The organism is Rhodococcus sp. P4_B6, from assembly GCF_056402215.1.
This window is the reverse complement of sequence record NZ_JBFUHV010000012.1, coordinates 64853-78913: the sequence shown is the minus strand read 5'-3', so window position 1 is coordinate 78913 and position 14061 is coordinate 64853. Positions and strand designations below refer to the sequence as shown.

Here is a 14061-nt window from a genome sequence, read left to right as displayed (position 1 = left end):
CTCAGAGCGTGAGCTTGCACGTCTGACCGATGTCGAGCACCCGCAGCACCCGGCCCGTCCCCAGCCACAACGCACACGACAACGCCAGGTCGGTCAGGATCTCGTCGGTGAAATGCTCGTGACACCGCGCCCAGAAGTCCTCGTCCTCGCGCAGCGCCGTGTGATCGGTGGCGAACCGGTGCGCGAACTCCGCCGCCGTCCGCTCCTCCGCGCTGTACCCGGGCCACGACTCCCACTCGAGGACGTGATCGTAGAAGTGCTCGTCGATGCCCGCGTCGGCGCCACTGCTGTCGCGGGTGCCGAGGCACACGGCGCACTCGTTGGCCTCCGCGACCGCCATCCGCGCGATCTCCCGCACGCGTAACGGTAACCGGTTCCGGTTGTATACCGCATCCGTGAAGGCGCCGAGCGCACCACCCAGTTCGGGTGAGATCGACAGCCAACCTGCCACGTCATCGTCACTGTAGCTACCTACTCGACTCATCCCCGAATGCTACAGCGAATGCCGTCGCGGGCGATAGATCTGACACGTGTTCTACGTAGCAGTGGCCTCAGCGGCGGTGGTCATGTCCGCCTCCGACGGGGTGCGGGTTCGCGTTCGTTGTCCGATCCGCCGAGCAGCTCACTGAGCGTTTCGCCCACGCCCTCGAGTACGCCCTTGGTCTTGGATTTCGTGCTGCCGCTGCCCTTGACGTCGGAGACGAGATCGGTCAGGCCTTTCGGTTCGCTGCCGATCGCGAGTCGGTTCGCCGCCTCGGCAAAACGCAGGTAGGTGTCGACGCTCGCGACCACGACGCGGGCGTCGATGGTGAGTAGTTCGATGCCGACCAGCGAGACCCGGACGTAGGCGTCGATGACCAGGCCCTTGTCCAAGATGGTGTCGATGACATCGGCCAGGCTGCTCGAGCTCGGGCCTCCACCGGCTGTGGTCATTGCCGTGCACCTCGCTTTTGCTCGTGCCGCCCGTTACCGCATGCCCTGCGACATGGCGGAAACCGTGAATATCGTGCGGCTACCGGACTACCCGGAACCGAGGGAACCTAATCGGTCAAAGACGGGAATTGACTAGGTAATTCGTTCCTCGTGCCGGCCGGGAAACGGTCCGGACGGTCGGCTCTTTCGGTGCTCGGGTCGCCCCGGGGCCCGCAGGTGCTTATGCTCCTGACCAGGTTCGCCGAACGAAGAGGTGCACGATGGGCGACGCAAGCGATGACAGGTCGGGGCCCGGCCCCGAGTTGACCGTCGGCACGCGGGTGCTGGTCCGCAGGAAGGCCGAGGCCGACGCGACCGGTGAGGTCGTCGAGGACTACGCGGCACTCACCGAGCCGGGTGGTGCCGGGCACGACTGGGCGCCGGCGCATCGGTGGGCGATCGCACTCGACGACGGGCGCCTCGTCTTCGCCGACACGGACGAGGTGACCGTCGATCCCAGCCCTCGATCCGGTCGGCGGGGGACGCACCGTCGTGAGAGTTCCGACGGGTAGTCAGATCCAGGACACGGTGTCGGCCGGGTCCAGGCGGGGGAGCCGATCGAACCACGGGTTCGCGCCGGGGTGCCCGACGTTGACGACGAGAATGGAACGGAAGCGGCCGTCGGGGAAGAACTCGGCGTCGATTCCGGCGGCGTCGAAGCCTGCCATCGGGCCTGCGGCCAGGCCGAGGGATCGGACGGCGAGGATGAAGTAGCCGGCCTGGAGTGCACTGTTGAATTCGCCCGTTCGCTCGCGCATCTTCTCGTCGCCTTCGAAGACGTCGCGCAGCTCCGGCCGGAACGGCAGCAACGCCGGGATGTGGTCGTGGAACTGCGTGTCTACGGCCAGGATGGCGACCGCGGGCGCCGACTCGGTCTTTGCCTTGTTGCCCTCGCTCATGTGTGGCAGCAGTCGCGCGCGACCCTCGTCGGTCCGGGCGAAAACGATCCGCAGGGGCTGGGTGTTCGCCGCGGTCGGTGCCCACTTCGCGAGGTCCCAGATCTGGGCGAGCTGCTCGTCGGTCACCGGGGTGGACGCGAAACTGTTGGCCGTGCGTGCCTCGCTGAACAGCAGGGCGCGACCCGCCTCGTCCAGTTCCGGTCGCGTCTGTACGTCTGAGCTCATGGTTGCTTCCCTCTCGATGACTAGCAACAAAAATGTTACTAGTAAAAAACTAGTTGACAGTTGGATGCTAGCACCTTGCTATGGTCGAGGTATGAGCTCAGGCGTCGAACAGCACGATCCGCGAGCGTGCGACGGCGCGCTCGCGAGAGCGTTCACGTTCCTGGGCAAGCGCTGGAACGGCGTCATTCTGGCGACGCTGATGTCGGGCCCGGCGACGTTCTCCGGGCTGCGACGATCGGTCGGGAGCATCAGCGATTCGGTGCTCTCCGACCGTCTCGTCGAACTGGCCGGGGCCGGTCTGGTGACGCGGGAAGTCTGCGAGGGACCGCCCGTGTCGGTCACCTATCAGCTGACCGAGGCCGGCCAGTCACTGATGCCGGTCCTCGACGAACTGGCGGAGTGGGCGAAGACGCATCTCACGGTGCAGTGACCGGCAAGTCCCGACCTGAACTGCCGCAACCGGGGATCAGGGTGCGCGCGTGGAGTCGTCGAGCGCGGGTCGGGTCCACGTCTGTTGCGAACCTGCACCTTTCGCTACGAGGCCGAGCTCGCGCAACTTGGCGATCGTCATCATCGTGTTGAACATGGGGTTCGGATTCGCACCCGATACGCCCAGCTCCTGGGATCGCGCGATGAAGGCGTGAACGAACGCCGGTAGATCGTCGATGCGATCGGTGAGCAATGCCTGTGCGGCGCCGTCGAGCGCCGAAGCCTGATCGAGTAGCGACGCCAGGCGCTCGGCTGCGGCCGGGCGATCGAACACCTCGAACGCGTGGCCCTCCGTGACGACGTCGACGGCGCCGGTCTCGACCAGCGTCAGCGCCAGGGCGGCCGCGGCGAAGATGTTCATCTGGTTGGCGTCGTGCATCGCGCCGCACGGCCCGTTCGGTTCGTCGGACAGGTGCAGCAATCGTGCCCCGGGAAGGTGGACGACGACCTGGCCGGCGCAGTGGCCGTGGGTGCGGACGACCTGGACGGCACCGTCTCCGAACGACCAACCCGACACGTGTTGAGAGCCGATGACGAGGTGCTCGAGCGGGAGTTCCTCATAGGTCCGGGTGACGTCGGTGACGGGAACGTAGGGCCGGTACATGGCAAGGAGCCGGCGCGCTGCGTCAGCCGGATCCTCGAACCCCGGCACCAGTCCGGACACGCGCTCGAGACTCGTGATCCAGTAGGGAAGACCGTCATCGCGGTACTGGCTCGCGTCGTGTGCGCTGACGAAGTGCTGCACGTTCGAGCGGTCGAGTCCGTCGCCGAGGTCGTTGACGAGGTCGTTGTTCCCGACATGGTCGGGGTGGCCGTGGGTGGTGAGCAGCAGGATCTTCGACCACGGGGCGAGGTCGTCGGCGGCGGATCGGATCGCGTCGCGGAAAGCGGTGGTCACCCCGCTGTCGACGAGCACCAGGAGATCTCCGGCCCGGTGGACGATCACGTTGCCCACGTCCGGCTGGTGCGCGGCCATGTCGAGCGCTTGACCCACGATCATGCGCGTCCGAGCGTCGATCTCGATCTGTTCGCCGAGTGCCACTCGTTCGTTCTAACACGCCACCCGACTCGTCGGTGACGGTTCACCCGAAGTAATCCGCCTCCCCGGCTGGGTACGGCCGCCCATACTGGAAACAGTGTTCCACGCAAGCTTCGAGCAGGTCGAGATTCGAGACAGCGATGGGAGAGCGGGGTGGCACGAACATCCTCGGTGCGGCGACTGGTCGCCGTTCTGGCGGTCCTCACGACGGGACTGGCGGGATGCGGTGAATCGGACGATGCACCGGTCCTGCCCGATGCACAGCTCACCGAAACCATCCCGACGGCGATGGAGAACGCCTCGGTTCCGGGGGCGATCGTCGGTGTCTGGCAGGACGGCGCTGCACCCTACGTGCAGGCGTTCGGGGTACGCGACACCGCCACCGGCGACCCCATGTCGCCGGACCTGTTCATGCGCGTCGGCAGCCTCACCAAAACTTTCACCACCACCGCCGTGCTGCAACTGGTCGATGAGGGAAAGGTCGGCCTCGACGATCCGATCGACAGGTATGTGCCCGACGTCCCCAACGGCGAGGCGATCACCCTCCGCCAGTTGGCGGCCATGCGCAGTGGGCTGTTCGACTACTCCGAGGTGGTGATTCCGGCGCTCCCGAGTCAGCCGCAGCGCCAATGGACACCCCAGGAACTGCTCGCGATCAGTTTCAGCCGTCCACCCCTCTTCGCGCCGGGAACCGCGTTCGACTACTCCAACACCAACACCCTCCTCTTGGGTCTCGTGGTCGAGAAGGCATCCGGCCTGCCGCTGAATACCTACATCGCCGAGCGGATCACGGAACCCGAGAATCTCGACGACACCTCGGTCCCCACCACTGCGGCCCTTCCGTCACGGCACGCCCGGGGATACGCGAAAACACCCGACGGCGCGACGGTGGACGCGACCGACTGGAGCCCGTCGTGGGGATTCGGCGCGGGAAACATGATTTCCACGCTCGACGATCTGCGCGTGTGGGTGCGCGACTTGGCAGAAGGAACGATGCTCTCGCCCGCCACCCAGCACGAACGGGAGCAGTTTCAGCCGGCGCCGTCGGAAGGCACGGGTTCGCTGTACGGACTCGGGGTCGAGAACCAGAACGGCTGGATCGGCCACAACGGAAACATCGCGGGCTTCCAGACCTATGCCTACTACCTTCCCCCCGAGGGCAAGACGGTGGTGGTGTTGGTCAATTCGAACGCCGACCCGCTGGGCGTGTGGAACTTCTTCACCGAGATCGTGAAGATCGTCAGCCTCGACCACCCGTGGCCTGCGCCGCCGTCGTAGCGATCCGACGAAACCGCGGGTCGGCGGAGCGGCGCGGCCGGATCCACCCTGGGTGGCGGGACGGTCACCCGCGGGTGATTACGGACAGCACTCGGGGTGCTTATTTCCCGAACCTGCGCGATGGACAGTAGAACCTGTCATCGCGAGGAGGAGGGAGGCCGGCATGTCGATCGAGAGCACCACCCAAGCCCCGGTCCAGCGCAGGACCACTGTCTCGGCTGACGACGGTGTTTCGCTTGCGGTTCGCGAGTACGGCCCCACCGACGCCCCCATGACGATCGTCTTTCTGCACGGCCATTGCCTGAGTGCCGAATCGTGGATCCTGGTGCGGGACGAACTGATGCGGCAGTACACCGACGCCAGGATCGTCAGCTACGACCACCGCGGTCACGGCGATTCCGACGTGGCGCCCGCTGCGACTTACACCCTCGAGCAGTTGGGCCGCGACCTCCACGCGGTACTGGACGCCATCGCCCCCACCGATCCGGTCGTTCTGGTCGGACACTCCATGGGTGGGATGACCGCACTGACCTACGCGCGCCGGTATCCGCACGAGATCGGCACCCGCATCGTCGGGATCGGCTTGATCGCAACCGCCGCGAGTGGTCTGGCCGACGCCGGATTCGGCCGACTGCTGCGCGCCCCGGTCCTGTCCTGGGTCCAGGAGGCCGTGCGCCGAGCACCGACATCCATGGAGCAGGTGAAGCGCCTCGGGTGCAAGGTATTCGCACCGGTCATCCGCGGGGCCGAATTCGGTGACCGGAAGGTCAGCCCACACGTCCTCGAGCTCGCCATCGCGATGCACGACGAGACCCCGATCGTGACGATGACCAGCTTCCTGAACTCGTTCACGACCTACGACGAGTTCGAGACGTTGCCGGCGCTCTCGGCGATTCCCACGCTCGTGCTGTGCGGTTCCGCGGACCTGATGACGCCGCCCACCCATTCGGTGGCAATCGCCGCGCAGGTCGAGGACGCCGATTTCGTCTGCGTCGACGGCGCCGGCCACTCGGTGATCCTCGAACAACCGACCGCGGTTGCCGATGCGATTGCTCGCCTCGTGACCCGGATACGCGGTTCGGAGACCGCAGAATCCGCGAACCTGGTGCTGACTGCCTGATCGGTGCACAGTTCGCGCACGATCAGCATGTCCAGGACTGGTGCTTCGGGGCCCGCTGAACTCAGCCCTGCGTGAGCCGGGCTACCAGGTCGACGTAGCCCTGCTTGGCGTCGGCGCTGCTCGTACCGGTCAACTTGGCCCAGGCGTCGTACTTGGCGCGTTTGACCATGTCCAACCGACCGGGCCGCTTGCCCTCGACATCACCCTTCGACCCCTGCTTGAACAGCGCGTACAGCTGCAGCAGCTGATCGTTGTCCGGTCGCGAGGTGAGCTTGTTGACGTTCTCCTGTGCATCGGCAAACGCCTGATCCAACTCCGACATGGCACCCCTGGCTCTCGGACGGACGATTCGACGCAATCGTAGCGGCCGGAGCCGATGGCGGCTGGTTCACTCAGTCGAGATGGCCGAGTTGTCCGACCATGTAGGTCACGGCGTTGTCGATCTTGCGGCGCCAGAGCCGCGTGACCTCTTCGGGATCCTGGGCCTCGAGAGCGAGGAGTATCGCGGTGTTGTCGGCGACGATCTCATCGACCGAGTACGTGTATTCGAGACCGAGAATCGAGACGAACATCCGCAACTGCAGCGAGAGACGGACGAACATCTTCTCGATTCTCGGCATGTCGGCTGCGGCAGCGAGGGTGTCCTGCCACCGGATGTCGGCGTCGCCCGTGCCGGGAACGTCGCGCATTTCCGCATGCTGGACGAGGTCGTCCAGCGCGTCTTTCGCCGCGGCCAGACGGGATGATCCGTTCGTGGCGATGCGGCGGAGCAGCAAGGCTCCGAGGGGGCCTCGGGCGGTGTAGGTGTCGTAGACGTCGCGCCGAGTGGGGAGGGGCACGTACGCGCCGCGGTGCGGTTCGAGTTCGATCAGTCCGTCCTCGGCGAGGATTTTCAGGGCGTCCCTGATCGGCCCGCGGGAGACACCGAGCCGAGTGGCGAGAGGCTGTTCTGCGATGCGCTGCCCCGGCCGGAACGCGCCGGTGGCGAGGGACTCGCGTAGTGCTTCGACCACTGCCGATGCCAATATGGGTGAGGGGGAGCGTGACCGGTGGTCTTCGGTCGCGGGCCGGCGAGAAGCGCGGGTGGGTGAGGCGCGGACCCAGGAAAATGGTGTGCTCGGTTGCTCCGCCCACCGGCGCACCCTGTGTTCGAGATCGAGCAGTCCCGGCGATTGGCGAGGGTCGAGGACTGCGGTGATCGAGTTCAGTTGCGCGAGCCACGAGTCGGGATCGACTTCGTACACACTGAATCGGGGATGCCCAACAAGCCAACGGTCCACCCGAGGCGGTATCGGACGATCGACGAGCGCGGTAACCGGCCAATTACGCGGCACCGCGGCGTCGACCTCGCCCAACGTGGTCAGCAGCGTCGGGGAGATGTCGTTCCCGGTGGCCGGGGTTTCGCGAGGGAAGGCGAACTGGGCCGAAAGCAGGACACGGACGGGTTCGGTGAGCTGACTGGTCTGTCTGCTGTGCGGTCGCGCTGCGGGCGTTGCCGGCTGGTGGAAGACGAGGACCCGCACGCCGGGATCGATGACGACAGCCGCGAGCACCATCGAGTTCGGCGAGTCCAGGACCGAATGTGAGATGAGGTCGGGCCGATCTGCGAACCACCGACGCCGAACCCGGCTCACCGCTGCCTGGTTGGTGCCGAGTGCCTCGGCGATCGTGCGTGTGGTCCACCCCCGGTCCGGCGGTCGCTGCAGCGGAATACGCAGGATCGCACGGTGCAAGTCGTCCCCTGAGGCGGTCGGACGACCCGGCCTCGGCAGATCCTCGAGCCCCTGCAGACCGTGGGTGCCGAATCGGGTCCGCCATTTCAGTGCCGTGTTGCGTGAGACCCCAAGGGCGCGAGCAACAGTGGAAATCGACTCCTCGGAACTCGCCAGAACGATGCGGGCGCGGAGGGCCAGCGACTGGGGGGTGCTCGGTGCCGACACCAGCCGCTCGAGTGCACGTCGTTCCGCCTCGGACAGTGGCACGTCCGCCTCCCCTTCCTCGCGATCGACTCACAAATAGTAGAGCAGGCATCGGCGCGGGTGAGCTGGCATGTTGTGCCTTCAGTCTGCTCAGGTACTTATGAATCAAATCCCAACAAGGTGACCGTTTCGACTCGAGTCGATGGTCAACAAACAGGCGGCGCATGCATACTCACCGAGGCGCAGGCACAGGGCGCGCGCGGGTTCCCTGTGCGTGACGACGCGCCCGTCGTCATGCGAGCCCGGATACGGCCCCTGTGGCCGCAATCAGCTCAGGAGAAACTCGATGGACCAGCCACCTCACGCCCGGACAGAAGCGTTCCTCGTCGACGATGCCCCGCTGTTGCGCTTCCACAAACGACTCGCACTCCACGCCGGCGGGGGACCCTTCCTCGACGGATACGTGCTGAGCATCATCGGCATCGCCATGGTGCAGATCACGCCGCAGTGGGGTCTGAATTCGGCGCAGCAAGGCCTCATTGCCGCGTCGGCGACGATCGGTATCTTCCTCGGATCGTTCCTCGGCGGACGGCTCACCGACCGCTTCGGCCGCCGGCGTCTCTATACATTCGACTTGATCGCCGTCGTCGTCTTTTCGGTCGCGCAGTTCTGGGTGGACGGCTTCTGGTGGTTGTTCCTGCTCCGGGTTCTGATCGGAGTGGCAATCGGGGCGGACTATCCCGTGGCCGCCTCACTTCTGACCGAGTTCACCCCGAAGAAATATCGTGGCCCCTTCATCGGTTCGCTCACCGTGATGTGGTTCCTCGGTGCCGCGTCCGCCTATGTCGTCGGTGACCTCGTCAGCGGAGTTGGTGATCAGGGTTGGCGGTGGGTGCTGGCCAGCGCCGCGGTACCGGCTGCCCTGACCGTGCTCGCCCGCGCCGGCACACCGGAGTCACCGCGCTGGCTCGCCGGCAAGGGGCGCGTCGCCGAAGCCAGTGCGATCATCACGAAAATCTTCGGCCCACACGCCACACTCGAGATCGAGCCCGGCAGCTCCGCCGGGGCAATCGGCCCGCTCTGGAAGTCGGGCTACCTCGGACGAATCGTCTTCGTCACGACCTTCTGGACCGCATCCGTCGTGCCGCTGTTCGCGGTGTACGCCTTCGGGCCGAGGATCCTCGCCGGTCTCGGCCTCGACGGGCGAGTGGCGAACATGGGTTCGGCCGTCGTCACGATCCTGCTCCTGGTCAGCTGCGTCATCGCGCTGACCGCCATCAACAAACTGGGTCGCCGCACCCTGCTGATCCACAGCTTCGCGTGGTCCGGACTGACCCTGCTCCTGTTGGGATTGTTCCCGGGCAGTCCGGTACCTGTCATCCTGTGCCTGTTCGCGACATACGCGATCTTCACCGGAGGCGCCCAGGTCCTTCAGCTCGTGTACCCCAACGAACTCTTCCCGACCGAAATCAGAGGCAGTGCGGTGGGATTGGCCTCGTCACTCAGCCGAGTCGGTGGCGCCGTCGGTACCTATATGGTCCCGATCGCCCTGGACCGCTGGGGCATCGGCCCGACCATGCTCGGCGCTGCCGCGATCGCCCTGATCGGCCTCGCTGTCAGTGCCGCCTGGGCGCCCGAGACGCGTGGTAAGTCCCTCGCCGACTCCGCGCGAATCTGACGTCGGAGGCGGGCTCGCGTTTCGGTTCGCTGGTCGACATACTCTTACGTTCTCGTCCCGTCTACCGCACAGGACCACCGTCGCGCGAGGGACAAGGGACTTGGTCCGGTCCTCGCGCCCGTCCGGCTGGGGCCTGTCGCGCTCAGATCTTGGCGGGATCCCAGGTCGCCACGGCCCAGATGACGACGGCGTTGAGCACGATGATCGTGATCGCCCACCACGGCTGGTAGGGCAGCCAGAGGAAATTGACGACGATCGACAGGCCGCAGATGATGGGCGCGGAGATTCGCGCCCAGATCACCCCGCTGAACAATCCGATGCCGGTGGCCGCGACGACCGCCCCGAGGACGAGGTGGATCCACCCCCATGCGGTGACGTCGAGTTTGTAGGTGTATTCCACTCCGACGAGGATCACCTCGTCCTTGGCCACCGCGGAGATGCCTTGCAGAAATTCGAGCACACCGACGGTGACGAGGAGAACCGCTCCACCCATCGCGGTTCCTTTTGCCACACCTTGCTTGACCAGTAATTCCTCGGACATGCCCGCCCCTTCCTCGGCACGGTGTTACGTGGTCTGCGCTCTTGCCATTCTTCCCGGGCGTCGTAGGCGGTTGCAGGTACGTGGCGGTGTCGTGTCGGCGAAATTCCGGTGCACGAATGTCTGTGCTCAGCCGACGGATCCGGTTCCGCCGAGCTGTCATTGGTCGGGAATTTCTCCTGTGACCACGAAGATGACGCGCCGCCCGATCTCGACGGTGTGATCGCAGAAGCGTTCGTAGAATCGGCCCAGCAATGTGATGTTCACGGCGGACGCGGCGCCGTGCAGCCACTCGTCGCTCTTGGTGGCGGCGAACAGTCTGCGGAGTAGTTCGTCGGTTCGTTCGTCCGCCCAGATGAGGTCCAATGCGGCCGCCTCGTCGCGGGTGCGGAGGACTTCTCGTGCCGCCGCGGCCTGTGCGGTGGCGGCGACGCCCATGTCCGAGATGATGCCCCGCAGCTCGTGGGGAACGACCGGTTCGGGATGGTGCAGCCGGGCCACCTCGGCGATGTGTGCCGCCAGACTGCCCATCCGCCGTAGATCTGCGATGTTGTGCATGCCGCCGATCAGGGATCGCAGGTCCAGTGCCACCGGTTGTTGGCGGGCGATCAGCGTGAGTGCTCGATGATCGAGTTCTCCGGCGCGGGCCTCGATGTCGGCACTCAGTTCGGTGGCGCGGTCGGCTGCCGAGAGGTCGGTATCGAGCACGGCCCGGGTTGCGCAGTCGATCGCGGGCTCGGTCAGGGTGCACAGTTCGACCAGGTCGTCCCTGATCTGTTCGAGTTGCTCGTCGAATTGTTCCCGCATCGTCCCGGAGTTCCTCTCGCGATCGACTGGCACCAGGCTCGAGACCGGGCGGGCCGGATGGCGCACAGCCCGGGGATACCCACTCCGGGGGGAAATCAGTCATGCCGCTCACAGTCGGAGAACTCTAGGTATACAGGCGCGGTGGATTGGCCGGATGCCCTGTGAACAGTCGGCAGCGCAACAATCGACTGCCGATCCGATAAGTAAAGGGTGCAACGCCTTTCGTGCCTATCCAGGATCGTTCCCGGTCGTGCGGGTGTGGCTCGGTTGTGTTCCGTTCCGGTCGGCGCCCGGATAGGCTGCCGTCTGCGGGCCTGGGCTCGCACCGTGCTCGATCGACCATCACCCCGTCGTCTTCTCCGCCGTCCGAAGTCAAACCGGGAGTCATCGTGTCGTCCACCTCGCTCCGCATTGCCTCGTTCAACGTCGAGAACCTTTTCTCCCGTCCCCGCGCGATGGGCAGCGCGCCGGACGATGACGGGCGCGACATCCTCGAGGCACACGCCCAGCTCGGCGAGCTGATCGCCCAGGACACCTACACCGACGACGACAAGAAGCTCATCCTCGACCTCTTGGTGGCCCTGGATCTCGACCGATCCGACACCACCACCTACGCGGTACTGCGGCAGGTCCACGGACGACTGGTCAAGCGTTCGAAGGCCGCGGTGTCGGTCGTTGCCGACGGGCGCGGCGACTGGGTCGGGTGGGTGGAGCTGACCAAGGAACGCATCGATGCGCTGGCGATGACGCACACCGCCCAGGTGTTGCGCGAGGTGGACGCCGATATCGCTGCCGTCGTCGAGGTCGAGGGCCGGATCGCTCTCGAGCGTTTCGCCGAGGCTGCGATCGTCGACCAGGACCGGAATCCGCTGTTTCCGCACGCGATGGTGATCGACGGCAACGACGATCGCGGCCTCGCTGTCGGAATCCTGTCGAAGGACGCCTATCCGTTGCGGGGCATCCGCTCGCACGTTGACGACCGCACCCCGACCGGTCGACCGATCTTCAGCCGCGACTGCCCCGAGTTCACCTTCGACTTCCCGGGCGCCAGCACGCTGGCCGGCTCGTCGTTGACGGTGCTGGTCAACCATTTCCAGAGCAAGGGTTACGGCACGCCTGCCGACAGCAACGCGCGCCGCCTTCGGCAGGCCGAGCGGGTCGCCGCGATCTATTGGCAACTGCGCGCCGACGGCGCGCAGTTCGTGGCCGTTGTCGGCGATCTCAACGACACCCCCGACAGTGCGTCGCTCGAGCCGCTGCTGGTCGGCACGGATCTGCGCGACGTCTCGGAGGTGGCCGGGTTCGATGACGGCGGCCGGCCCGGAACCTACGCCAATGGCACCGCGAGCAACAAGATCGACTATGTGCTGCTCTCTCCTGCGCTGTTCGATCGGGCGACGGGTGGGGCGATCTTCCGCAAGGGTGTCTGGGGTGGCAAGCACGGCACGCTGTTCGAGCACTTTCCGACCATGACGGCACCGGTGCACGCTTCCTCCGGCCACGCCGCGATCTACGCCGACATCGACCTCAGCTGACCTCACCGGTCAGCAATGGCAACCAGGACGTTGTCGGACTCGTGCGACCCCGGCGGTCGACAGTAGCGAGGACGATCCGATCAGGTCGCACCAGCACTTCGGTGAGGTGATTGCGACGCATCCAGCGGTTGATTTCACCGGTCGATCCTGCGAGGGAGCCGCTGGTGACGACCTTCGCGTCGAGTCGGCGGCCGACATCGGCGAGGGCGTGCGGCGGCTCCCCGGCGCAGATGAGTGCGAAGCCGGGGCCGAGCACACTGTCGGTTCTCGCGGTCCCGGTCTCGCCGTCGAGGACGTCCTGCGGGATCGGTGTGCCGACGGTCCTGGTCCGGTACGACGGCAGAGCGAGGACGCTGGGGGTCAGTGCACTTCCGCGCAGCGGTGGTGCGAGGACGCGTGTCGCCAGTGCGTCGGGCCCCGGTAGCGCCGATGCTCGGCGCAGCACAGCGTGTCCGGCTCGAACGGGACGTGTGGGGCGCGTGGCCATGATTCGGCCGATCGCGGTGGCGGCGCGGATGGCCCGGACGACATGTCTGCTGCGTTCGGGCTCGTAGGTGTCGAGCAGTCGATCGTCGGCGTGGCCGTCGAGGACGGCGGCGAGTTTCCAGGCGAGGTTCATGGCGTCGCGTTGTCCTGCACCGAGACCCTGCCCGATGAATGGCGGCGTGAGGTGGGCGGCGTCGCCGAGCAGAAGGAGCGGTCCCCTGCGCCAGGTGCGTGCGACCCGGGCGCGGTGAGAATAGATGGTGTGCCGCAGCACCCGCAGACCGGTGTCTCCTGCCGGTACCCATGGTTCGAGCAGGTCGCGCACATCGGCCGGGCTGATGTCGTCGTCGGAGTCGAATCGGCACTCGTCCGGGAGGCGAAATTCCCACCGGTATCTGTTGTCACCGATCTGCATGAACGTTGCAGATTCGACGCCGGCGCAGACCTGGTGGACCCCCGGCCACATCCCGAGATCGTGGTCGTACTCGGCATCGACCACCAGCCATCGTTGTGTGAACCCGAGATCTCTTGTGCCTGTGCCGATCGCGGATCGGACCATGCTGTTCGCGCCGTCGCACCCGAGCACGTACCGGGCTGTCGTGACGGTCTCGTGTCCGGTATGGGTGTCGCGGATCGTGACATCGACGGTGCCGTTCGGCCGTCGTTGCACCCGGACGGCCTCGCACCCGGAGACGAGGGCATTCGCCACGCGCTCTTCGAGGTTCGTCCGTAGAACCTGTTCCAGGTCAGGCTGATCGAACATGTTGGTCTCCGGCCAACCGTGCAACCCGACCGGGCGGTCACGCCGGATCTCGACCAGTGTCCGTAGCTCGCCGTCGACCAGTCTCATTCCGAGTGCGCGGCGCGATATTCGGGTGATCTCGGCGGCCGCGTCGACCGTTTGCAGGATCCGGAGGACCTCGTCGTCGAGATGGACGGCCCGCGGCAGTGGATAGGGACCGCGGTGACGTTCGAGGACGATGCTCTCGATGCCGTAGCGGGAGAGGAGGTTCGCGGTCGTCAGACCGGTCGGTCCGCCACCGACGATCAGAACCGGAACGGTGGGCGGAATCCGG

At 66.1% G+C, this 14061-nt stretch carries 15 protein-coding genes; 6 read left to right on the top strand and 9 right to left on the bottom strand.

Annotated elements, in window-relative coordinates; translation table 11 throughout:
* Position 1: 1 nt before the first annotated feature.
* Together AC1DWT_RS08465 and gvpJ are read right to left on the bottom strand one after the other, a co-directional pair.
* The gene (locus tag AC1DWT_RS08465; protein ID WP_072943768.1) at positions 2 to 484 is read right to left on the bottom strand and encodes a carboxymuconolactone decarboxylase family protein; all 483 of its coding nucleotides are present in this window, start codon (positions 482 to 484) and stop codon (positions 2 to 4) included.
* Between the two features lie 80 nt (positions 485 to 564).
* Entirely contained in the window at positions 565 to 933 is a 369-nt protein-coding gene (gvpJ, locus tag AC1DWT_RS08460; RefSeq protein WP_072943766.1) for a gas vesicle protein GvpJ, read from the bottom strand.
* Between the two features lie 260 nt (positions 934 to 1193).
* Between gvpJ and AC1DWT_RS08455 the strand changes: the two genes are divergently transcribed.
* Positions 1194 to 1484, top strand: a complete 291-nt coding sequence (locus tag AC1DWT_RS08455) for a hypothetical protein (protein WP_072943765.1) — start codon at positions 1194 to 1196, stop codon at positions 1482 to 1484.
* Here the strand turns inward: AC1DWT_RS08455 and AC1DWT_RS08450 are convergent, their stop codons facing one another.
* Positions 1485 to 2096, bottom strand: a complete 612-nt coding sequence (locus AC1DWT_RS08450; RefSeq protein WP_072943764.1) for a malonic semialdehyde reductase — start codon at positions 2094 to 2096, stop codon at positions 1485 to 1487.
* A 91-nt stretch (positions 2097 to 2187) separates the two neighbouring features.
* On the opposite strand from AC1DWT_RS08450, the gene AC1DWT_RS08445 reads away from it, so the two are divergent.
* Positions 2188 to 2526, top strand: coding sequence for a winged helix-turn-helix transcriptional regulator (locus tag AC1DWT_RS08445; RefSeq protein WP_072943763.1), 339 nt, complete (start codon positions 2188 to 2190; stop codon positions 2524 to 2526).
* Positions 2527 to 2562: 36 nt separating this feature from the next.
* On the opposite strand, the gene AC1DWT_RS08440 is transcribed toward AC1DWT_RS08445, so the two are convergent.
* A complete protein-coding gene (locus tag AC1DWT_RS08440) occupies positions 2563 to 3627 on the bottom strand; it encodes an MBL fold metallo-hydrolase (protein ID WP_072943762.1) in 1065 nt (354 codons plus the stop codon).
* A gap of 150 nt (positions 3628 to 3777) precedes the next feature.
* On the opposite strand from AC1DWT_RS08440, the gene AC1DWT_RS08435 reads away from it, so the two are divergent.
* Together AC1DWT_RS08435 and AC1DWT_RS08430 are read left to right on the top strand one after the other, a co-directional pair.
* Entirely contained in the window at positions 3778 to 4902 is a 1125-nt protein-coding gene (locus AC1DWT_RS08435; RefSeq protein WP_206014189.1) for a serine hydrolase domain-containing protein, read from the top strand.
* A 163-nt stretch (positions 4903 to 5065) separates the two neighbouring features.
* Entirely contained in the window at positions 5066 to 6022 is a 957-nt protein-coding gene (locus tag AC1DWT_RS08430) for an alpha/beta fold hydrolase (RefSeq protein WP_206014190.1), read from the top strand.
* Between the two features lie 61 nt (positions 6023 to 6083).
* On the opposite strand, the gene AC1DWT_RS08425 is transcribed toward AC1DWT_RS08430, so the two are convergent.
* Positions 6084 to 6344: an acyl-CoA-binding protein gene (locus AC1DWT_RS08425; protein ID WP_072943759.1), complete on the bottom strand. Its 261-nt coding sequence runs from the start codon at positions 6342 to 6344 to the stop codon at positions 6084 to 6086.
* Between the two features lie 70 nt (positions 6345 to 6414).
* On the bottom strand, positions 6415 to 8004 hold the full coding sequence (locus tag AC1DWT_RS08420; RefSeq protein ID WP_206014191.1) for a GntR family transcriptional regulator: 1590 nt from the start codon (positions 8002 to 8004) through the stop codon (positions 6415 to 6417).
* A 283-nt stretch (positions 8005 to 8287) separates the two neighbouring features.
* Between AC1DWT_RS08420 and AC1DWT_RS08415 the strand changes: the two genes are divergently transcribed.
* The gene (locus tag AC1DWT_RS08415; protein ID WP_095865511.1) at positions 8288 to 9619 is read left to right on the top strand and encodes an MFS transporter; all 1332 of its coding nucleotides are present in this window, start codon (positions 8288 to 8290) and stop codon (positions 9617 to 9619) included.
* A 142-nt stretch (positions 9620 to 9761) separates the two neighbouring features.
* On the opposite strand, the gene AC1DWT_RS08410 is transcribed toward AC1DWT_RS08415, so the two are convergent.
* Together AC1DWT_RS08410 and phoU are read right to left on the bottom strand one after the other, a co-directional pair.
* Positions 9762 to 10160, bottom strand: coding sequence for a DUF7144 family membrane protein (locus tag AC1DWT_RS08410; protein ID WP_095865525.1), 399 nt, complete (start codon positions 10158 to 10160; stop codon positions 9762 to 9764).
* Between the two features lie 156 nt (positions 10161 to 10316).
* Positions 10317 to 10964 (bottom strand): phosphate signaling complex protein PhoU, encoded by a 648-nt coding sequence (gene phoU / locus AC1DWT_RS08405; RefSeq protein WP_206014192.1) that lies wholly within the window; start codon positions 10962 to 10964, stop codon positions 10317 to 10319.
* 389 nt (positions 10965 to 11353) lie between these two features.
* Here phoU and AC1DWT_RS08400 point away from each other — a divergent pair, with 389 nt between their 5' ends.
* On the top strand, positions 11354 to 12499 hold the full coding sequence (locus AC1DWT_RS08400) for an endonuclease/exonuclease/phosphatase family protein (protein WP_477920249.1): 1146 nt from the start codon (positions 11354 to 11356) through the stop codon (positions 12497 to 12499).
* Here AC1DWT_RS08400 and AC1DWT_RS08395 read toward each other — a convergent pair.
* Positions 12492 to 14057: a bifunctional 3-(3-hydroxy-phenyl)propionate/3-hydroxycinnamic acid hydroxylase gene (locus AC1DWT_RS08395; RefSeq protein WP_259376083.1), complete on the bottom strand. Its 1566-nt coding sequence runs from the start codon at positions 14055 to 14057 to the stop codon at positions 12492 to 12494. The two genes, AC1DWT_RS08400 and AC1DWT_RS08395, sit on opposite strands and share 8 nt — an antisense overlap.
* Positions 14058 to 14061 lie beyond the last annotated feature (4 nt).